Consider the following 22,323-nt stretch of genomic DNA (forward strand, 5'->3'; position numbering starts at 1 on the left):
ACAGACATAATTCATTTATCAGAGGTTTTCACAATGTCACAATTTAACATAGCGGTTATTCCTGGTGATGGTATTGGTACCGAAGTGATCCCTGAAGGATTAAAAGTATTAGCAGCGGCAGCCAATAAACACAATGTAAAACTTAACTTTACCCATTTTGATTGGTCGTGTGAAACCTATCACCGTACAGGGCGTATGATGCCTGAAGATGGTTTAGAACAATTAAAGAAATTTGATGCGATTTTTCTCGGTGCGGTAGGGTTCCCTGGTGTTCCTGATCATATTTCGTTATGGGGGCTGTTATTACCTATCCGTCGTGCTTTCAACCAATATGTTAATTTGCGTCCTGTTCGTTTATTTGATGGCATTAAATGCCCATTAGCAGACAAAAAACCGGGAGATATTGATTTTTATGTCGTGCGTGAAAACGTTGAGGGGGAATACTCTGCGATTGGCGGTATTCAGTACGAAGGTACGGATGAAGAAATGGTACTGCAACAAAGCGTTTTTACCCGTAAAGGTACCGACCGTATCTTAAAATATGCTTTCGATTTGGCGCAGTCACGTGAGAAAAAACATTTAAGTTCAGCGACGAAATCCAATGGGCTATTTCATTCAATGCCTTATTGGGATAGCCGTGTAGCCGAAATGGCGAAGCAATACCCAGATATCAAAGTTGACCAATTTCATATTGATATCTTTGCTGCAAACTTAGTGAGAATGCCAGAGTTCTACGATGTGATTGTAGGGTCAAATCTATTTGGCGATATTTTGTCTGATTTAGGGCCTGCTTGTACGGGAACTATTGCGATTGCACCCTCGGCCAATATTAACCCAGAAAAACAATTCCCATCGATGTTTGAGCCGGTTCATGGGTCAGCACCTGATATCGCAGGGCAAAATATTGCCAACCCGATTGGTACAATTTGGGCAGCCGCCATGATGATGCAGCATTTGGGATGTCCTGAAATGCATGATTCGATTATGTCCGCAGTAGAAACAGCGATTAAACAGCGCCAACATTTGACTCGTGATATGGGCGGCGATGCCAGTACGCAGGCGTTAGGGGATGAAATAGCCCGTTTGGTTAGTGCTTAGTTGATGCATAAAGACGGTGTTTATTGAGTCAATTTAGTGAGCCATCGAGGGACTGTTTTGCCTGTTCCTCGATGCTTTGATTGTTAATACCCCCAAGATCTGCGAAAATATCCGCCAATTTTGATTAACAAGACGGATTTGCGACGCCAAGAGCCACATTGAGCCTCTTCGAATGCTTATACAAATCTGTATATAAACGAAAAGAACGGTTAAATGACAGATCAGAACTTTCTCCATGAAGTTAGCACACGCAGAACGTTTGCTATCATATCCCACCCCGATGCGGGTAAAACCACAATAACCGAAAAAGTGTTATTGTTTGGGCACGCTATTCAACGTGCTGGTACGGTAAAAGGCCGTGGCTCTAACCAACACGCTAAATCTGACTGGATGGAAATGGAAAAGCAGCGTGGTATTTCGATTACCACCTCTGTTATGCAGTTTCCTTATAATGATTGTCTTGTTAACTTATTGGATACCCCAGGTCACGAAGACTTCTCTGAAGATACTTATCGTACATTAACGGCAGTTGACTGCTGCTTGATGGTCATTGACTCGGGTAAAGGGGTTGAAGACCGGACACGTAAACTGATGGAAGTCACTCGTCTACGTGACACTCCAATCTTAACTTTCATGAATAAGTTGGACCGTGATATTCGTGACCCAATGGAATTAATGGATGAAGTGGAAAATGAGCTGAAAATTGCTTGTTGTCCAATCACATGGCCTATTGGTTGTGGTAAATTATTCAAGGGTGTTTATCATTTATTACGTGATGAAACAATCCTATACCAAACAGGCCAAGGTCACACTATTCAAGAAGTCCGTATAATTAAAGGGCTGAATAACCCAGATCTTGATGCTGCCGTAGGTGATGAATTAGCGGCACAGTTACGTGATGAGCTGGAATTGGTTCAAGGGGCATCTCATGAATTTGACCATGACGCATTCTTGCAGGGTGAATTAACCCCTGTCTTTTTCGGAACAGCGTTAGGTAACTTTGGTGTTGACCATATGCTAGATGGCCTAGTGGAATGGGCTCCTCAGCCACAACCGCGCCAAACAGATTTACGCCAAGTTAATGCGACAGAAGAAAAGTTCACTGGTTTCGTATTTAAAATCCAAGCAAATATGGACCCGAAACACCGTGATCGTGTTGCGTTTATGCGTATTGTTTCAGGTACTTATGAAAAAGGCATGAAACTACGCCAAGTGCGTATCAAAAAAGACGTGGTCATTTCTGATGCTTTAACCTTTATGGCGGGGGATCGCTCTCAGGTCGAAAACGCCTATGCAGGGGACATCATTGGGTTACATAACCATGGTACGATTCAAATCGGTGATACCTTCACACAAGGTGAAGAGCTCAAATTTACGGGTATTCCTAACTTTGCCCCTGAATTATTCCGCCGTATTCGCTTACGTGATCCGCTAAAACAAAAACAACTGTTAAAAGGCCTCGTTCAGTTATCTGAAGAGGGTGCAGTACAGGTGTTCCGCCCGTTAACTAACAATGATTTAATTGTTGGTGCGGTAGGTGTGCTGCAGTTTGACGTGGTGGTTTCACGTTTAAAAAGCGAATATAACGTTGAAGCTATTTATGAAGCCGTTAACGTTTCTACTGCGCGTTGGGTTGAGTGTGATGATGCGAAGAAATTCGAAGAGTTTAAACGCAAAAATGAGCAAAACTTAGCCCTTGATGGTGGCGACAACTTGTCTTATATCGCACCGACTATGGTGAATTTGAACCTGACTAGTGAACGTTACCCTGACGTTAAATTCCGCAAAACACGCGAACACTAATTGTGTTTATGACCCACGACTAGCATAGTTAGTGGGTCATCTTATTTCGAACTTCATTTAAAGCAACTTTCCCTGTTTTTTTATGCTTATCATCAAGAATATTCTGTCTTTATCACCTTTCTCTTTATTTTTTATGTTTTTTTACTTAGGCTATATTATTCGTTGTCCATTGCAGTGAAAGGAAGGTTTTTATGAAAAAAGCAAAACTATTGAGTTTGTTAGGAGTTATTGGGTTGAGCTGGGCGCTCGCGGCTTGTAGCTCATCATCAGATAGCGCTTTGAAAAAACAAGCCTCAGAAACCTGGGACAGTGCATCTAAGACCGTTGAAATGGCAGGTAAAGATACTGGGAATGCCATTTCGAGTGGCGCTAAAAACACCGGTGACTACATTGATGACTCCGCGATTACGGCGGATGTAAAAGGAAAATTACTGGGTACGAAAGGTATTTCGAGTAACAGCGTATCAGTAAAAACAGTCAATGGTGTTGTTTACTTATCAGGCTTTGTTAAATCAGCCGATCAAATTGATAAAATTACCCAAGTGGCATCGCAAGTTAATGGGGTAAAATCAGTACAAAATGGTTTAGTCATCGCTAACTAATCAGTAAATAAATGTCTCAATAGCTCATATTGCTGAATATTTATTGTACAATGCGGATAGAATGGGCTTTCAAAGGGAAGCTCATTCTGTTTTTGAGCTATTTAAAGTGAACTTCTGTCATTCAGAGGCATTATGGGAAAACACGTTTCAGTTACACTCGGCACGATTGAGCCGCTTGCATTCTTTGATAATATCAACTCGGGAAAAACTGCTCTGATTTGTGAAGGTGGTGGTCAACGAGGGATTTTTACTGCGGGTGTACTGGATGAGTTTCTTATTTCTGATTTCAACCCTTTTGACCTGATGATAGGCACTTCAGCTGGGGCTCAAAATCTTTCTGCGTATATTTGTGGGCAAGCAGGTTATGCTCGCCGTGTGATCACGCGTTATACGACTAATTCGGCATTTTTCAATCCACTGCGCTTTATCCGCGGCGGCCATCTGATTGATTTAGATTGGCTCGTCGACACCACAGCAAAAGAATTCCCATTACGTATACAAGCAGGGCTCGATTTATTAAATTCAGGCCGTGAATTCTATATGGGAGCAAGCCGCAGTGATGATTTTTCCGCTGCTTTTCTAAAGCCTGACGCAGACAACTGGCTCGATATTATTCGTGCATCCAGCGCTATTCCGGGCTTTTATCGTGAAGGTGTCGAATTTGATGGCACGCTTTACCAAGATGGTGGCATTAGTGCTGCTATCCCAGTTGAAGAGGCATACCGCCGCGGTGCAGAGACTATTGTGGTGATCCGTACCGTTCCTTCCCAAATGTATTTTACCCCTGAATGGGTGAAAAGAATGACTCGGTGGCTGGAAGGGGATAAAAATGGCCTACAACGTATGGCCGCGATGCTAAAAGTTCATCTGAAAAGCTACCGTAGAACACAAGAATTTATTGAAAACCCACCAAAAGATGTACAGGTCTTTGAGATTTATCCACCTGTTCCACTGAAAAGTAGTGCGCTGGGTAGTAAGGTATCTTCGCTTAATCAAGATTACCATACGGGGCGCCGGTGTGGTCGCTATTTTATTGCAGCACTGGGTGATGCCTTTGACCACAACACAAATCGCTTTAGCCATACTTTGGCACAGAAAATTGAGTCTAACCCATTAGATATTCAGCTTGAGCCACAAGTACCGAATGAGCTCATTCCTGAATTGGCGGTGGAGCCTGTTACCTCAATGCCTTTGGCCGCAATATCCGCAAATGAAAATCGTGATGGCTAAACGTCAATTTATTGATACTCATTGCCATTTTGATTTCCCACCTTTTAGTGATTCCTTCACTGAAAGTTTGCAGCTTGCTCAACAAAGTGGGGTGAGTGATATTATCATTCCTACAGTGAGTATGGATAATTTTGCACGAGTTTGGCAACTGGCACAGCAGTACCCGCAGTTGCATGCCGCTATGGGGTTTCATCCGTTATACTTGAGTCAGTTTCAAGAGCAACATATTGATATATTGACTGATTATCTAGCTAAAAAGAATAAAAAGTGTGTGGCGATAGGGGAGATTGGGCTTGACCTCTATATGCAAAACCCGCAATTTGAGCGCCAGCAAGTGGTGTTGTCCGCACAATTAAAGTTAGCGAAACAGTTTGATTTACCAGTTATTTTACATTCACGTAAAAGCCATGACCCATTAGCTGCGATGCTACGTCGTTTTGATGTCCCAGCTCGTGGCGTTGTGCATGGTTTTGCCGGCAGTCTATCTCAAGCCCAAGCCTTTGTTAAACTTGGCTATTATATTGGTGTTGGTGGCACAATTACTTATGACAGAGCGAATAAAACTCGCCATGTGATGTCGCAACTCCCTTTGACTTCATTATTATTCGAAACGGATGCCCCTGATATGCCAGTTTCAGGTTTTCAAGGCGAACCAAATCGTCCTGAACGTATTGAGTGGGTTTTTCGTTCATTATGTGAGCTTCGCCACGAATCCCCTGCAGAAATAGCCCAACAACTTTACAACAATAGTTTGTCGTTATTTAATCTCACCAAGTAAAACCGCATACAGAATCATAAATAATATTTATATAATTTCACTAATTGGCTATTAAAATCTATTCGGTTTTTATTGTGCTTAATTGGGACTTTAGTGCCTTTCCAGATTAAACTGAATGGATTTTGTGACTTTTGTCACATTATGTGAATTTTTGTTGTTTATTGCAGTATGTATTTGTGATGAGTATTGCGGGTTATTGGTGATGACTAGGTATAATCATCAAATTAAGAGTCAAGGTGACTTACACGTTTCCTTATATATCAACCTAAAATAAAGTGAACAGGGATCCTTCCATGCAGCTCATTATGAGTATTATCGGAATGGCGGTACTTATCGCGATAGCTATTCTATTTTCCAGCAATCGCCGAGCAATTAGACTACGCACAGTTGGCGGCGCATTTTTAATTCAATTAGCCATTGGTGCATTTGTTCTTTATGTTCCAGCGGGGCGTAGTGTGCTCCAAGGGATGTCTGACGCGGTTTCTAAAGTTATTGGATATGGTCAAGATGGGATGAGCTTCATCTTTGGCGGCCTTGTTTCCGATAAAATGTTTGAACTGTTTGGTGGCGGTGGCTTTATTTTCGCTTTCCGCGTTTTACCAATTATTGTTTTCTTCTCATCATTAATTGCTGTCCTTTATTATTTAGGGATCATGCAGTTAGTGATTAAAGTTCTTGGTGGTGGTCTGCAAAAAATATTGGGAACCTCAAGAACAGAATCGTTATCTGCAACAGCAAATATCTTTGTTGGGCAAACGGAAGCACCATTGGTTGTTCGCCCTTATATTGCAACAATGACGACATCAGAGCTATTTGCCATTATGTGTGGTGGTTTAGCTTCTGTAGCAGGTTCAGTTTTGGCCGGCTACGCCCAAATGGGTGTACCAATGGAATACCTGATTGCTGCCTCCTTTATGGCCGCTCCAGGTGGTTTATTATTCGCCAAACTGATGGTTCCAGAAACAGAAGATGTAAAAGATAGGGTTGATGCGACAGATTTAGTCGCTGAAGATGAACGCCCTGCCAATATCATTGATGCGGCCGCTTCTGGGGCATCATCAGGGATGCAACTGGCGCTGAACGTAGGGGCAATGTTATTGGCCTTTATCGCTTTGATTGCATTGATCAATGGCATCTTAGGTGGTATTGGTGGCTGGTTTGATTATCCACAATTATCACTGGAATTATTATTAGGTTGGCTATTTGCCCCAATCGCATACTTGATTGGTGTGCCGTGGAGTGAAGCGACAATTGCCGGTTCTTTTATCGGCCAAAAAGTTGTTGTGAATGAGTTTGTCGCATTCATGAACTTCGGTGAATACATGAAAGCGGATGCTGAAGTACTGGCGGCAGGTAAACAAGTGCTTTCCGACCATACTAAAGCGATTATTTCGTTTGCATTATGTGGTTTTGCTAACCTTTCATCCGTCGCTATCTTACTCGGTGGTTTAGGCGGAATGGCGCCAAATCGCCGTGGTGATGTCGCTCGTTTAGGTATGAAAGCGGTTATGGCTGGTACCCTGTCTAACTTAATGAGTGCAACCATTGCTGGCTTTTTCTTGACGTTAGGCGCAGCAGCCGTAATTTAATTTATATTTGCTATCAGCTAATCCAATTAAACGGAAGGGGAATAATCCTTCCGTTTCCATTTTGATTCGTTATATTTTTTTATGACTTTTTATATTAATCGTAAATTTTCAACTATTCTTAACTTAGTCAATTAATGATAAAGAAAATATTGAAAAAGCCATTTGAGAGAAGAATTGGTGGCGATAGATGGTATAATTTGATCTATATCACATTTTTTATTTTAATAATGTAACATTCAGTCGATTAATGTGATTTGTAGCACATAAAATGGCATCATTCCATGGTCAAATAGGCATTAGTAAGCTGCTATGGAACTGCTAGTTCTCAGAGTCTAGGACTCTAGGGCATGATGCGGTGAGAAGGATCTCAGCTGCTCAGTTCGGAAAGAATCCGACTAGCATCTTTAAGGAACCAAGCCCGCTCGCCAACAAAGAACGTGTCGTTCTGAAGAATTAACAACGTTGGAGAGTTATATGACTGATTTAAAAGCGGCCGCACAACGCGCGCTGTCACTTATGGATTTAACCACTTTAAATGATGACGATACTGATGCGAAAGTCATCGCACTGTGTCATCAGGCGAAAAGCCCAGCAGGCAATACCGCTGCAATCTGTATTTACCCTCGTTTTATTCCCATTGCACGTAAAACATTACGTGAGCAAGGCACTCCAGATGTGCGTATTGCAACGGTTACGAATTTCCCACACGGTAACGATGATATTGATATCGCATTAGCTGAAACCAAAGCAGCAATTGCTTACGGTGCGGATGAAGTTGATGTTGTTTTCCCTTATCGTGCGCTGATTGCCGGTAATGAACAAATTGGTTTTGATTTAGTGAAAGCCTGTAAAGACGCTTGTGCGGCTGCGAATGTGTTGCTGAAAGTAATCATTGAGACAGGTGAGTTAAAAGATGCAGCACTAATCCGTAAGGCTTCTGAAATTTCAATTAAAGCGGGCGCTGATTTTATTAAAACCTCGACAGGTAAAGTACCTGTTAATGCAACATTAGAAAGCGCGGAAATCATGATGCAAGTCATCCGTGATATGGGCGTTGAAAAAACAGTCGGCTTTAAACCTGCTGGTGGTGTACGTACCGCAGAAGAAGCAGCAGAATACTTAGCGTTAGCGGGACGAATTTTAGGTGACAATTGGGCAGATAGCCGCCACTTCCGTTTTGGTGCTTCTAGCCTATTAGCAAATTTATTAAATACGCTAGGTTTTGACGTTAAAAAATCAAGCAGCAGTTATTAATTTTCGCAATATTGTTAGCCGATAAATTCGACTTTAAAGGAGAATATTGTGTTTCTGGCACAAGAAATTATCCGTAAAAAACGTGATGGTAAGCCATTAAGCGAAGAAGAAATTCGTTTCTTTATCAATGGTGTTCGCGATAACTCAGTTTCAGAAGGTCAAATTGCTGCATTGGCAATGACTATCTATTTTAATGATATGACCATGCCTGAGCGCGTTGCATTAACGTTAGCAATGCGTGATTCAGGTACGGTTCTGAACTGGAAATCACTCAACCTCAATGGCCCATTAGTTGATAAACACTCAACTGGCGGCGTGGGTGATGTGACTTCACTGATGCTTGGCCCTATGGTCGCTGCTTGTGGCGGTTATGTACCGATGATCTCAGGCCGTGGTTTAGGCCATACTGGTGGAACACTAGACAAGCTTGAAGCGATCCCTAATTTCGATATCTTCCCGGATGACCTTCGTTTCCGCGACATTATCAAAGATGTCGGGGTGGCAATTATTGGGCAAACTAATTCATTAGCACCTGCCGATAAACGTTTCTATGCGACCCGTGATATTACAGCGACAGTGGATTCAATTCCGCTAATTACCGCTTCAATCTTAGGTAAAAAATTGGCTGAAGGCCTTGATGCTCTGGTGATGGACGTTAAAGTCGGCTCAGGCGCATTTATGCCAACTTATGAGAAGTCAGAAGAGTTGGCTGAGTCAATTGTGAAGGTCGCTAATGGGGCGGGTTGTAAAACTACGGCATTATTGACTGACATGAATGAAGTGCTAGCTTCCAGCGCAGGTAACGCAGTTGAAGTTCGTGAAGCGGTTCAATTCTTAACGGGTGAATACCGTAACCCACGTCTTTATGAAGTCACCATGGCGTTATGTGTAGAAATGCTGGTATCTGGTTCATTAGCAGCAAACCGCGAAGAAGCACGCCAAAAATTACAGGCAGTATTAGACAATGGTAAAGCGGCAGAAGTGTTTGGCCGTATGGTAGCAGCTCAAAAAGGGCCTGCTGATTTTGTTGAAAATTACAACAAATACCTGCCGACTGCGGTACTGAGCAAAGCCGTTTATGCACCAAAAGATGGCATTATCACGCAAATGGATACACGTGCGCTGGGAATGTCCGTAGTGACGTTAGGCGGTGGTCGCCGTAAAGCGACAGACCCAATTGATTATAGCGTTGGTTTGAGTGATATCGCTGCGTTAGGCGCCAAAGTGGATACCCAAACGCCACTGGCAATTATCCATGCAAATAGTGAAAAAGCGTGGGAAGAAGCGGCGAAAGAAGTGCGTGAAGCGATGGTGATTGGAGACAAATCTCCTGAAACAACACCAATGGTTTATCGCCAAATCAGCGAGTAATACAAATAGATTTTAGTGGTATATCGTTTTAAAAATACCGCAGGAGAAAAATATGAAACGCACATTTATTATGGTTTTGGATTCCTTTGGGATCGGTGCAGCACATGATGCACATAAATTTGGTGATGAAGGTTCCAATACATTGGGTCACATCGCAGATGCTTGCGCCCGTGGCGAAGCGGATATTGGTCGTAAAGGGCCTCTGCATTTACCTAATTTAACAAAATTAGGTTTAGGTAAAGCAGGAGAAGAATCAAGCGGTTCATTCCCTGCAGGTCTTGACCCTAATGCAGAAATTATTGGTGCGTATGGTTATGCGAGCGAAATTTCTTCAGGCAAAGATACGCCATCAGGCCACTGGGAAATCGCAGGTGTTCCTGTGTTATTCGATTGGGGATATTTTTCTGATGAAGAAAATAGTTTCCCTCAAGAGTTACTGGATACGTTAGTTGAGAAAGCGAATTTACCGGGTTACTTAGGTAACTGCCACTCATCAGGTACGGTTATTTTGGATCAACTGGGTGAAGAGCATATGAAAACCGGGAAACCTATTTTCTATACCTCTGCTGACTCCGTATTCCAAATTGCGTGTCACGAAGAAACTTACGGCTTAGATAAACTGTATGAGCTGTGTGAAATTGCGCGTGAAGAGTTAACCAAAGGTGGTTATAACATTGGCCGTGTTATCGCGCGTCCATTTGTTGGCGACAAAGCGGGTAACTTCACACGTACAGGTAACCGTCATGATTTAGCGGTAGAGCCACCAGCACCAACCGTATTGAAAAAATTAGTTGATGAAAAACAAGGTGAAGTTGTTTCTATCGGTAAAATTGCGGATATTTACGCTCATGTCGGTATCACCAAGAAAATTAAAGCCACTGGTATCGATGCGCTATTCGATGCAACGGTAGAAGAAATGAAACTGGCAGGTGACAACACTATCGTTTTCACTAACTTTGTGGACTTTGACTCTGCATATGGCCACCGCCGTGATGTGGCAGGTTATGCTGCGGCATTAGAATTATTTGACCGCCGTTTACCTGAACTAATGAAATTAGTTAAAGAAGACGACATTCTAATTTTAACGGCAGACCACGGTTGTGACCCAACCTGGCCAGGTACAGACCATACCCGTGAGCACATCCCAGTGTTGATTTATGGTCCAAAAGTGAAACCAGGTTCATTAGGTCACCGTGAAACTTTCGCAGATATTGGCCAGACTGTCGCGAAATACTTTGATTTGTCGCCGATGGATTATGGTAAACCAATGCTCTAACACCCATTACCCGTCATACTTTGAGCTGTAGCGGTGTTGGCTGCATAAAATCCCCCTAATCACATACTGATGTATGCTCATAGGGATGATTTTCTTTGCCGCCTAGCTACAACTCAAATTATTTAGGGTAATGGCGGGGAATTAAAGGTAATGGGCAAAGCTTTGTCGTCATACTTTAAGTTGTAGAGCGGTGTTGGCTGCACAAAACCACCCTAATCACATACTTGTGTATGCTCATAGGGATGGTTTTGCTTGCCGCCTTGCTACAACTCAAATTATTTAGGGTAATGGCGGGGAATTAAAGGTAATGGGCAAAGCTTTGTCGTCATACTTTAAGTTGTAGAGTGGTGTTGGCTGCACAAAACTACCCTAATCACATACTGATGTATGCTCATAGGGATGGTTTTGCTTGCCGCCTAGCTACAACTCAAATTATTTAGGGTAATAGGTAAGTATGAAAGGTAGTGAGCGAGCTATTGAAGGGTAATAAGCTAGCTGTAGTTCGTTGGCTACGATTCAAATTGCTTAGGCCAGTAAGATACAGATTATTAATAATAAGGTGGGAAGCCACCTTATTCATTTGAAAATATTTAATCGTTTAAAGGGAAATAATCATGGCAACTCCACATATTAATGCAGAAATGGGTGATTTCGCTGATGTCGTTCTGATGCCAGGCGATCCATTACGTGCAAAATACATCGCTGAAACCTTCCTTCAGGATGTTCGCCAAGTCAATAATGTGCGTGGCATGTTAGGTTTTACAGGGACTTATAAAGGTCGTAAAATTTCTGTTATGGGTCACGGTATGGGGATCCCTTCATGCTCCATTTATGCGAAAGAACTGATCACTGATTTTGGTGTAAAAGTGATTATTCGTGTGGGTTCATGTGGCGCAGTAATGGATGACGTAAAATTGCGTGATGTTGTGATCGGTATGGGCGCTTGTACTGATTCACGCGTTAACCGTCAACGCTTTAAAGAAAATGATTTTGCAGCGATCGCAGACTATGACTTAGTTCATAATGCCGTTGAAGCAGCAAAAGCAAGAAACGTGAATGTACGTGTGGGTAACCTATTCTCAGCAGACCTATTCTACTCACCAGATCCTGATATGTTCAAAGTGATGGAAAAATACGGCATCCTGGGCGTTGAAATGGAAGCCGCGGGTATCTATGGTGTTGCCGCGGAGTTTGGCGCACGCGCACTGACGATTTGTACTGTTTCTGATCACATCAAAACTGGCGAACAAACAACATCAGAAGAACGTCAAACCACATTCAATGAAATGATTGAGATTGCACTGGATTCAGTGTTGTTAGGCGATAAATAGTCGTTAATTACATACTGAGATGATTTTTTAAATGCCACGTATAGCGTGGCATTTTTTGTGAAATAAAAGCTCTAAATCCCCGAAATGATCATGTCAACAGCCGAAATAATTTTTGCATGAACATTCGGGATGATACAGACGAGGTCACGTGGTTTAAGTTTATTAATGGAAATAGTGGTTATGGATTTAGTGATAATTACATGGTGAATACCATTAATATAAACCACAGGGGTTAGAGCCTTAACTTGTGAATTGTTATGCAATAATGGCGATATAGGCATGATAACACGTGAGTGATAGTCACTCAGTAGGTCATTTTGGATATCAATAAGATAAGGATATTGGTCTTTCGACCTGATTGATTTATTACGATAAACAGCATATTGAGACATTAAATCACCCCATACTCATTATCATCAGTAAATAGCCCTGCTTGTTGTTCAAATTCGTTAAAGCTATCAATGTTTGTTCTATTTTTTTCTTTCCATTTGGCATCAGAGCTTTGTTTGATAGTAAGGGGGAAATCTTGTTGTAGGTTTGCCTTATTTTGCATCTCAGTGAAATGATTTTGCGTTTTCATGGGCTACCTTAAATTAAGTGGATAAGATGGGTATTACTTTAGGGTAGCACCACTATGCTGGCAACTGCGCTGGGCGTTTTAAGACTAACTTTTTATCCGGCTCATCATCACGGCATCAACATATTGCCCATCACGAAATGCATAATCTTTCATGCGGCCTTCTAGCTCGAAGCCAAACTTTTCATACAGCCCAATGCCACTGCCATTTGCTGCGAATACTTCTAGCTCTATGCGATGGACATTGAGCCAGTTATCGCAGTAATCCACCATTACTTGCATCAGTTGTGAGCCAATACCTTTGCCTTGGTGAGTTTCACTAACGGTAATTCCGAAAGTTGCAACATGGCGACGGCGCACTTGGCTCGGTTGGCTAATTACAAGCAAACCCACAACGTCGTCACCAATAGTAGCAACAAACTGGGTAACGAGCGGGTCATTTGCCCCAAGGCGAGCCTCCCACGTTTTTTCTGTTGGGTAAGGTAGCTGTAAGGTGTTGGCATACGCCGAATAGGCAGCGTGCATCTGGGTAACTGCCGGGACATCGTTTAATGTTGCTCTGCGGATGGTTATGTTGCCCACATCAAGTCTCTTTATCATTATTTATTACATATAAGGATATTAATCCCACTCAATTGCCGCTGTGTCAATTAGATTATGCTAGATATCAATGTGTTATTTAAATATACCATCTATGCATGGGAGTAGCGCTATCTGATATCGAATGTTTATCTATTTATCTATTATTTCTAAATATAATTTTCTATTAAAAAAGAGGAATAAAATTATGGGGATTAATTTCATGAAAAATGATACAAAGATAGTCAGCAGTGACACATTGGCTATGATGATTCAAAAGAAAGGAAATAAAGATAGCATAACTAAAAAAACAAAAAAAATAATTACTAATGAAATAGAAAGGTTAATACAGACTAAATCAGAAGAAAATTCAAAGATGTTATGTAGTAGCTGGTTATCTTTGGATAAGATAAAGTCTTATAAAGTAAAGCAAGAGTTAATGATGTGTTTTTCTGATAATATGATTAAAGTTGATAATGCTCACCCAACCATAGGGAGTAGAAAATCAAATCATGAGGTTAATGAACCTATAGCTTTATCAGGAGAAGACAATCAAAAATCAAACAGTAGTAATGGAATTGAAAAAGGAAAACCAATGAATCTAAATGATAATTATTTAGATTCATCATCTATAGATGGAGAATTACAGTTGAGGATATCACTTAACTGTGACTCTTCTATAAAGAAACTGAAAGAGTCTTTGATATCTTACTTGGCAGGAAAGGAAATAACGGAATGTAAAATCAAAAAAATCACAAAACTAATTGATGAGTTAAATAAAAAACAAGATTTAATCGTGATTAAAACAAGAATAGCAGAAGCGTTTGGAATTACTTCATTAAATGATAGTAATCCTGAAGAAATAGTGAATATCTTCATTGGTAAACTAAATGGTAAAATTAGTAATATTGAATTTAAAAATAAGGCTACATCAACTACTGATCTGATGGAATTCCATATTAACAATGTTGTAAATTACAATGACTTAATGGATGATTTTAAACCGGAAATCCCTATTGAATTAAAGGAGGACATTGATTCGGCTATTGAGAGAAATGATTTTCATAGAGTTAAATCTCTATTGAATAAAATAAAAAGAAATAAAGTTTCAGATATTTACTCATCAGTCAGAAGTTACTTGAGGTATGGGAAAATTTTTCCGAATGGAAGTGACGATGATGAGAAAATAGAAAAAATCATTCATGAGATAGAAAACCCAAGTGTTAAATACAGAATTTTAAATTTTTTTATGGATATGAAATTTAAAATATTAAAATTATATAATAAATTATTTTAAATGGACTCTGCTTAGAGAGTTATATAAAAAAAGTCAATCTTAGAAAGAATGGCTAACAGCTGTTTGATAGCCATTCTTTTATTTATTAGACAATCAAGGCGTCATCATAAACACTTTTGAATTTCGCCCTAAATATTGACGAGCTAAACGATTAATATCTTCAACTGTAAGTTGGTGAATAATATCTTTCTGTTGGTTTAAACGCTGATATTGCCCATCATCGCTGGCAATCTGCGCTAGAGCCTCAGTCCAGTAGCTCGAGCTATCAGTGACTTGTGAATTTTCAGTGAGCCAAGTATTTTTCGCTTCGGTTAATTCTTTTTCACTTATACCCGTTTGACGAATTTGCCCAATCGTTTTTTGGGCGATTTGCGTCATTTCCTGTGCACGTTCTGGCGAGGTGGTGAAATTCAAGCGCGCGAGGTAATACGGTTGCGGTTTCTTCGCGAGCATCTGTGAAAAGCCAAGCGCATAAATACCACTCGCTTTCTCACGTAGTTCACCACGTAAGCGTTGGCTCACAATGGTATCAATTAATTGAATCGCTAAGCTGTCTTGCTGGTTCCAGACAGCAGGTGACGCGAACTGAATACTCACCATGCTCTTATCGCTGCTGCTGATAGGATAAGTTTTATTAAAACTCGCCATTTTTGGCATGATCCCTTGGTCGCGAGATACCAGTTTTTGGTTACTGTGTGGCAGTGAGGCAACCCATTGCTCTAACAGAGGTTTTAGATCACGGCTATTCATTGCACCTGTAATGACCAGTGTCATATCTGCTGTTGAGGTGAGTAATTGGCGGTTAGCTTGCTGCAACTGCTGAGCCGTAAATTGCTGCCAGCTGCCCTTTGGGTTAATCACCAAAAATTCACCGTGGGTATAGCTTTCCCGATTAATATTATCAAGGAAAGTGCGTTCTACGGGAGTTTTGGATAAGTTTAAAGTAAAAGATTGTTTTTGTTGCTCTAATTTTTCACCACTAAATTGCGGAGCGGTGAGTTTTAAATTGAGTAACTGTAGCGCTGTTTCGAGGTTATCGACAGGGGCTTTTCCGCGAAAACCATGTGTCAGCAATTCACTGTATGGGCGAACGCTAATTTGGTTTTGTTTTGCCAGCAGAGCCAGATCACGCGCACTGTAATTTCCATAACCGCTGCTTTCAGGAAGTTTCAACGCCCAATCCGTTAAACCTGCCGTTTGTTGTGTTTCTAACGAACGGCCACCCGGTAATTGCAAGTTAAATTGAATATCATCTTTCAGGTTTTTATCTGTTTTAACAATTACCTGAATGCCATTACTCAAAGTCCAATGTTCCGTTTTTTCAACGGGCAGCTTAGATTGATCAACAATACTGCCTTTTATGGATTGGGGTAATTGCAGTTGAATGGCTTTGGAGCGCAGCGTAAATGGCCCTGGTGTGCTTTGGCGTATTTTAAGCCATTGCTGATTAAATGCCGATTTATCAATAGTAGGGGCATCAGTATCAGGCCCAATTAATGCTAAACGCGGGGAAGCGGTTTGTAGGAATTTAGCGACATGCTGTTGTAAGTCCTGCGGCTTAACGGATTTCATTAACTGGTAGCTGTTATCTAACTGTTGGCGCTTATTCCACATTGGCATGTCGTATTCAAGCGCCGTCGTCAGTTGCCCTGCTAAATATTCATTACTATAACGTTGCTCTGAAGCGGCTTGCAGGCTGAATTTTTTCAACATCGCTTGCTTTGCAGAATCAAGTTCTTCTTGGGTAACCGGCTCAGTAGCAAGGCGTTGTAATTCTGTAAATAAAATCTCAGTTGCACCTTGGTAATCATTACCTTTCGGGTGGATGATCATCAACTGTTGTAAGCGCTGGTTATCTAACATTGCCCCTTGTTCATTGATGCTAATCGACGGCAAAATGCCGTTATCCACCATAACGGAGAAACGTTGGTTTAAAATGGCCAACCAGAGGTTATCCAGTAAATCTTCCGACTGCCCTAAACGGGTATTTAGCGGTGCGCTAACATCCTTTTGTAAAGCAAATTGCACATAACGCGCCCCTTGCTCTTTATCAAACACACCTTGGACTAACATATTGGTTGTGCTAGTAAATTGCTTCCACTGAGGGTCATCTTTTGCCACTTTTTCAGGTTTAGGGAGCGCAAATAAATTATTAACCTGATTGCGTACTGATGAACTATTGAAATCACCAATAATTAATAGTGACATTCGCTGAGGCTGATACCATGTTTGATAATAGTCTTTCGCTTGCTCAATCGGAGCATTGCGTACCACATCTAATGAGCCAATTGGGTTGCGATCGACGTAACGGCTACCGTGGTAGCGTAATTTTTCTAAGCTGTCATTGATGCGATAGCCCATCCCTTGGCGTAAGCGCCACTCTTCGACAATCACAGGGCGCTCTTTTTCGAAGGCTTCTTGGTCAAAGGTCATATTTGATGCCCAATCGGCCATCACTTGTAAGCCTGTGGCGACTTGTGCTGTCGTGGCTTCGGGGAGTGATAATTTATATAGCGTGGAATTTAAACTCGTAATGGCATTCACATGGCTACCGAGTTTAAGTCCTTGGTGTTCCAGTTGTTTGAACCCCGTGGTTCCCGGAAAATGTTTGGTGCCTTTAAACGCCATATGTTCAGTAAAGTGTGCGAGGCCAAGCTGCTGTTCATTTTCTTGTAATGAACCGCTGCTGACCAGTAAACGCAGTTCAACTCCGGGTTGATTACGTTGCAGAAGGTAAACTTGCAGCCCATTGTCGAGTTGGTAGTGTTGAAGGTCACCGCGCACAGGCAATAGTGAGGTCGAATTTTTGCTCACCGATGTGCTGCCTGCGCAGCCACCGAGCAGAATACTTATCAATGCTGCGAAGGTAATTTTATGAAGCATATTCAGGCGTTCCTGTATTTAAGGATTTTTCACTCGTAGGCTCCACGAGCAATATGTGTTGTTCCGCAAATTGAGCAACGAAGCTCTGATGACTAACCAAAACAATGGCGCTGTCATGTAACTCAGCTTTCAATAGAGCGAGGAGTTCTAATGCGCTGTTTTCATCAAGGGCGGAGGTGGTTTCATCCAATAAAAGCAGTTTTGGTCGGTTGAGCAATAAACGCGCAAACATAATGCGCTGCTGTTCTCCACCAGATAGGCGGTTGTTCCAATCGGTTTCGAGTGCTAATTGATGATGCAGTTTTTCCAAACCGACTAACATCAATGCATATTGAAAATCTTGCTGGCTAAATTGGGATGCCGCTTTGGGATAAGCTAATAAGCTATCAAGCCGACTAATTGGTAAATAGAGACGCTGTGGGATCCACATAACTTTTTCTGTTCGGCTAATAGTACCGTTGAAGAAAGGCCAATGCCCACTTAGCGTACGTAATAAGGTGGATTTTCCAATGCCAGAACGGCCACTAATCAAGGTTAATTCACCTTGTTTGGCGGTGATATTCACGGAATTAATTAAACAGCGGTTGTCTGCGGTAGAAATGGATAACTTAGCCACCAGAGGTGGCGATTTTTCGTCGATAGTAACCACAGCTTTGTTATCGTTTTCCAATAAAACCACAAAGTTGTATAAACGGGAGACCGTGGCTTGCCATGCGGCGATTTCTTTATAGGCAAAAATAAACCAACCGAGTGAAGTCGCAACACTGGTAAAGGCTTGGCGCAATTGCATTAAGCCACCTAACATGATTTCACCCGCAAGGAATTTAGGCAGTGCGAGTAATACAGGTGCTAAAGCGGTAACTTGTTGGTAACCCACTGTATAAAAAGATAAATTTCTTTCACAGCGAATAAGGCGGTTCCAGTTGCTGATAATCTCACCAAAGCGCCCCATCAGTTCTTTTCTATCTTGAGTTTCACCGCGTTGCCCTGCGATGGCATCACCGTGTTGGCGGCAATTAATTAGCGAGCTACGGTAATCCGCTTCGCGGCGCTGCTTATCCATATGCAAACGGCGTAGCGGAAAACCTATCCATTGGGTAAGTGCAATACCAATGAGGGTATAAATAATACAAGCCCAGAACATATACCCGGGGATGGTCCAGTCGCTATCGGCAAAATTAAACGACAGGCTACCGGAAAGCGTCCAAAGAATGGCGGCAAATGAAATCAGCGTTAGCATTGAGTGAAGGAATGTCACCACTAAATTTAATGTTGATTCAATCAGTAAACGGATATCTTCAGCGATACGTTGGTCTGGGTTATCGGGTTCTTGTGATGTCAGCCTTAACAGGTAATGTTTACTGTTGGGGGATAACCAACGGCTAAGTACTTGCTCAGTCATGCCTTTGCGCCAGCGGATAATCAGCATTTGTTTTAGGTAATTACCCATAACGACGACAAAAATCAGCCCACTAACTAAGATCACAAAGTACTGCAACAGTCCATATAGGGCTTGGCCGTCGAGTTTTTGTAGGGCGTTATAAAAGTCGCCGTTCCACATGTTCATTTTGACGTTGAACCACACCGAGGACAAGGTGAGCCCGAGTGAGGCAAACAGCAGTATCCAGCACAAAAGGGCAGCACGCTGCCCCCAAAAAGGTTTTACTAAATAGAAAAATTGTTTCAGTGTCTTCATGACGTTTTATTCATTTGTTGTTTTAATTGTTTAACGAGTTTTATTGCTCACATTGCTGGGAATTACAGGTCGTAATTGACTTGTAACCAGAACTGACGGCCCGGATCGTAAGATTTCAATACGCGATCTTCAAATACGAAGCGGTCAGCAACATTTTTATTGTTAAGAATATTGTTCACTTCGACGGAGAAGCCAAAACCGTGAGCAAATTCAGGCTTCCAGCCAAGACGGGTATCCCACGTATATTTACTGGAGAAATGTTGCTTGGTGTACTTACGAACTTGTCCATACTCAGGGTCGACTGCGTAGGCATTGTCGTAGCGAACCGCTTGGTCTCGGGCTCCCCACCATTGCAGGCGGTTATACCAAGTTAGATCATAATCGTCCCAAACACTGGTCAGTTCTAAGTTAAATTTGAACGGAGAGTTAAAGCTAGTTGAAGGCAACTTTGATGCGTCAATAATTTTGCCGTCATACCAAACTTTGTTGAGGTTAACTTTATTGGCTGGATCGAATGAGTTATAGCCAGAATCTTTTGGCGTATTACTTTCACTTTGCTGCCATGTGAGTGATGCTGTCATTACATGGGAAGCTTCTGCCCACTCCCAAGGTTGGCTGTTATTAACGGATAGGGTTACGGTGTCGTGTGAGCTACGGCCGCCATTGTCATACATACGAATACTGCGTTTATCGGCATCACGAGTATCATATTTGGTACGAGTTCGAACTTCATCGTAACCTTCACGATGCACATATTGTAAACGCCATGTGGTTGACATTACTTCTTGTTGTAAGGCAAGGGTAAGTTCATCGTTATACGGTGTTTTTAGTGAATCTATGCCTTCGTAGTCTTTTTTATTATCCCAATCATTTAAATTTGGATCTAATGAACAGCCCCAATTACAGTTTTGCATACCTGCATTTTGTGCACCATATAAGGCATAGGTTAGCATTGAACGGCCATAATAACGGTTAGCACCAGCGATCAATAACGTTGAATTGTCGCCAAAAATGTCATATGAACCAGAAAATCGAGGGGCAATATTTGTACGACTCACAAAGTCATCACGATCTAAACGGATGCCAGGACGTAGTGTTAATTTGCCATATTGTAAGTTGTCATCGAGAAATAATGCGTAGTTAGTATAATCTGCGGAATGCTTACCTGCTTGGAACCGAGTGATATTGGTAAGTTGGCCATTCCAATAATCATTTTTATCAATGACACCTGAATAGTTATAACGATAGAAATCACTATCTCGTTTATACGTCCCTTTAGTATAGCTGAGCTCACTACCAATAGTTGGCTTATGCGTAATACCTAACCCATCTTCCATTGAAGTGAATCTCATAACTGCTTTTGCTGTTTGGCTATTTTGTTCAGAGATTAAATCACCTTGTCCGCCACTACGTAGGTATTTCCGGTTATCCCAGTTATAGTCAGAGTCCATTGCGAGAACTTCGACATAATAGTTTTGGTCATTGACTCGTTCATCTTTTAGTTGCTGAGTACTTGCTGTTAGCTCTAACTGACCAACTTCAAATTGGTGTTTGAAAACGCCCGTAAAACCTAAACCTTTATGTGTGCTGTCATAGCCTGAATTCATGATAGTGGAAGTAAATAAGCGACTATCATAGTCAGCATAGTTTGCAGAAAGGTCTAAGGAACTTTTATCAGAGAGATCAATGGTATACTTCAAAAAATAGTTATCAGAAATCCTTTTTTGATCTTTTTTTCCAGTTAGGCCGTCTGTCATTTCCAATTCACCATCGCCATTGATCATTGCGGCGCCATCATTGGCGAGCGTCATTGGAATAGTCGAACTACGACGTGAGGCCGAGAATACGAGCCCTGAATTTTCACTCACCCCTAATTCAAACCAGCCACCAAAGTCATTTTTATCATAGCGGTTTTGGAAACGAGCAGGATTTGCCGTATCATTTTTGGTAGTATCAATCCTTTGCGATGAATCGTGGAACAAATTATTCCAACCAGAGCGGGTTAGGCGGTAATAGGCGTGAGCACTATTTTCTCCTTGCCAGCGGCGGCTGTTCACCTCAACGGTGCCCCCTGTAAATCCACCAAATTCGACAGGAATATTATTGTCATACACTGTCATGCTGTCGATCAGACGGCTGTCTATGTAGATCCCTTGGTCGCTACTGCTCAGACGGGTAGTTGTTTCACCGAGACCACTGTCTGCGGGGTCAAAATCGTTGTTAAAGCTCACTCCATCAAGGCGATAGGCGTTTTGGTAGCTGCTTGAACCGTGGATTGAGATGCGGGAAGGCTTGATTTCCCCTTGGTTCATCGAGTTACTGTCATTGTTAGCAAATTGGACAGCAGGGTTAGTCTTCATTAAATCGGTGATATTGCCATCACCGGTATTTTTCTGGCTAATCTCTTCAGAAGTCACGTATTGTGGTGCGGACATCACATCTGTTGCGGGGTGATTCTGAACAACGCCAGAGACTTGAGTTTCCGGTAATACCAATGTGCCTTGGCTTAAATTTTGCTGACGAATAACGAAAACACCATTTTCATTGACTAACTCTAAGCCGCTACCGATGAGTATTTTTTGTAATGCAGTTTGAGCGGAGTAGTTACCAGACAAGGCAGGTGCTCGTAAGCCATTTAACTGACCTTTATCATAAATCAATTGAATTTGGCCTTGGCGGCTAATTTCAGCCACTGAGGTCGCCAGTGATTGTTCTGGTAGTGAAAATGCGAGTTCTTGTGCTGATGCAGACTGACAAACAATGGCGCTACTCACCGCAATAGCAAGGGCGAGCGGCCTTAATCGGCTTTGAGTAAACTGAATAGACATGGTTATCCCTTATTCTTAAGCTGCACAAAAAGTGTGCGAAAATAGGTCAGCAAAATGATGACTAGTTAAGAAGAGGGTGAAATGAGAATTATCCTCACCTGCAAATGAAAATATTTTTTATTTATTTTTTT

General features: G+C 41.8%; 17 protein-coding genes. 11 read left to right on the plus strand and 6 right to left on the minus strand.

Annotation, left to right across the window (positions count from 1 at the left end):
- Positions 1-33 precede the first annotated feature (33 nt).
- The 10 genes from M1F17_RS02915 (at position 34) to deoD (ending at position 12,332) form a co-directional block, all read left to right on the plus strand.
- Complete coding sequence (locus tag M1F17_RS02915) at positions 34-1,098, plus strand: tartrate dehydrogenase (RefSeq protein ID WP_094962724.1); 1,065 nt, start codon at positions 34-36, stop codon at positions 1,096-1,098.
- A gap of 213 nt (positions 1,099-1,311) precedes the next feature.
- Positions 1,312-2,901, plus strand: coding sequence for a peptide chain release factor 3 (gene prfC / locus M1F17_RS02920; RefSeq protein ID WP_094962725.1), 1,590 nt, complete (start codon positions 1,312-1,314; stop codon positions 2,899-2,901).
- A 191-nt stretch (positions 2,902-3,092) separates the two neighbouring features.
- On the plus strand, positions 3,093-3,503 hold the full coding sequence (locus M1F17_RS02925) for a BON domain-containing protein (RefSeq protein ID WP_004905738.1): 411 nt from the start codon (positions 3,093-3,095) through the stop codon (positions 3,501-3,503).
- A 132-nt stretch (positions 3,504-3,635) separates the two neighbouring features.
- Positions 3,636-4,733, plus strand: a complete 1,098-nt coding sequence (locus tag M1F17_RS02930; RefSeq protein ID WP_318837225.1) for a patatin family protein — start codon at positions 3,636-3,638, stop codon at positions 4,731-4,733.
- Positions 4,726-5,511 (plus strand): TatD family hydrolase, encoded by a 786-nt coding sequence (locus M1F17_RS02935; RefSeq protein WP_036958567.1) that lies wholly within the window; start codon positions 4,726-4,728, stop codon positions 5,509-5,511. Before M1F17_RS02930 ends, M1F17_RS02935 begins: the two co-directional genes overlap by 8 nt.
- Before the next feature lie 305 nt (positions 5,512-5,816).
- Complete coding sequence (locus M1F17_RS02940; RefSeq protein ID WP_172412291.1) at positions 5,817-7,100, plus strand: NupC/NupG family nucleoside CNT transporter; 1,284 nt, start codon at positions 5,817-5,819, stop codon at positions 7,098-7,100.
- Between the two features lie 474 nt (positions 7,101-7,574).
- Positions 7,575-8,354, plus strand: a complete 780-nt coding sequence (gene deoC / locus M1F17_RS02945) for a deoxyribose-phosphate aldolase (protein WP_094962728.1) — start codon at positions 7,575-7,577, stop codon at positions 8,352-8,354.
- 48 nt (positions 8,355-8,402) lie between these two features.
- Positions 8,403-9,725: a thymidine phosphorylase gene (gene deoA, locus M1F17_RS02950; RefSeq protein WP_144141064.1), complete on the plus strand. Its 1,323-nt coding sequence runs from the start codon at positions 8,403-8,405 to the stop codon at positions 9,723-9,725.
- Between the two features lie 52 nt (positions 9,726-9,777).
- Positions 9,778-11,001 carry a phosphopentomutase gene (deoB, locus tag M1F17_RS02955; RefSeq protein ID WP_004905728.1) on the plus strand — a complete coding sequence of 408 codons (1,224 nt, stop codon included), beginning with the start codon at positions 9,778-9,780 and terminating at the stop codon, positions 10,999-11,001.
- Between the two features lie 614 nt (positions 11,002-11,615).
- A complete protein-coding gene (gene deoD / locus M1F17_RS02960; protein WP_004914779.1) occupies positions 11,616-12,332 on the plus strand; it encodes a purine-nucleoside phosphorylase in 717 nt (238 codons plus the stop codon).
- Between the two features lie 71 nt (positions 12,333-12,403).
- Here the strand turns inward: deoD and M1F17_RS02965 are convergent, their stop codons facing one another.
- The 3 genes from M1F17_RS02965 to M1F17_RS02975 all read right to left on the minus strand — a co-directional run bounded on the left by M1F17_RS02965 (position 12,404) and on the right by M1F17_RS02975 (position 13,434).
- Positions 12,404-12,724 (minus strand): CcdB family protein, encoded by a 321-nt coding sequence (locus M1F17_RS02965; protein ID WP_094962729.1) that lies wholly within the window; start codon positions 12,722-12,724, stop codon positions 12,404-12,406.
- Entirely contained in the window at positions 12,724-12,912 is a 189-nt protein-coding gene (locus tag M1F17_RS02970) for a type II toxin-antitoxin system CcdA family antitoxin (protein WP_094962730.1), read from the minus strand. Before M1F17_RS02970 ends, M1F17_RS02965 begins: the two co-directional genes overlap by 1 nt.
- Positions 12,913-12,996: 84 nt before the next feature.
- Entirely contained in the window at positions 12,997-13,434 is a 438-nt protein-coding gene (locus tag M1F17_RS02975) for a GNAT family N-acetyltransferase (RefSeq protein WP_241098208.1), read from the minus strand.
- A 277-nt stretch (positions 13,435-13,711) separates the two neighbouring features.
- Here M1F17_RS02975 and M1F17_RS02980 point away from each other — a divergent pair, with 277 nt between their 5' ends.
- Positions 13,712-14,785, plus strand: a complete 1,074-nt coding sequence (locus M1F17_RS02980; RefSeq protein WP_140172059.1) for a hypothetical protein — start codon at positions 13,712-13,714, stop codon at positions 14,783-14,785.
- A gap of 93 nt (positions 14,786-14,878) precedes the next feature.
- Here M1F17_RS02980 and M1F17_RS02985 read toward each other — a convergent pair whose 3' ends face one another.
- The 3 genes from M1F17_RS02985 to M1F17_RS02995 all read right to left on the minus strand — a co-directional run bounded on the left by M1F17_RS02985 (position 14,879) and on the right by M1F17_RS02995 (position 22,192).
- The gene (locus M1F17_RS02985) at positions 14,879-17,668 is read right to left on the minus strand and encodes an insulinase family protein (RefSeq protein WP_318837226.1); all 2,790 of its coding nucleotides are present in this window, start codon (positions 17,666-17,668) and stop codon (positions 14,879-14,881) included.
- Positions 17,658-19,364: an ABC transporter ATP-binding protein/permease gene (locus M1F17_RS02990; RefSeq protein ID WP_094962734.1), complete on the minus strand. Its 1,707-nt coding sequence runs from the start codon at positions 19,362-19,364 to the stop codon at positions 17,658-17,660. The genes M1F17_RS02985 and M1F17_RS02990 overlap by 11 nt, the downstream gene beginning before the upstream one ends.
- Before the next feature lie 62 nt (positions 19,365-19,426).
- The gene (locus M1F17_RS02995; protein WP_318837227.1) at positions 19,427-22,192 is read right to left on the minus strand and encodes a secretin and TonB N-terminal domain-containing protein; all 2,766 of its coding nucleotides are present in this window, start codon (positions 22,190-22,192) and stop codon (positions 19,427-19,429) included.
- Positions 22,193-22,323 lie beyond the last annotated feature (131 nt).

The sequence above is a fragment of the Providencia sp. PROV073 genome (genome assembly GCF_033688125.1).
GTDB classification, from domain to species: Bacteria; Pseudomonadota; Gammaproteobacteria; order Enterobacterales; family Enterobacteriaceae; genus Providencia; species Providencia hangzhouensis.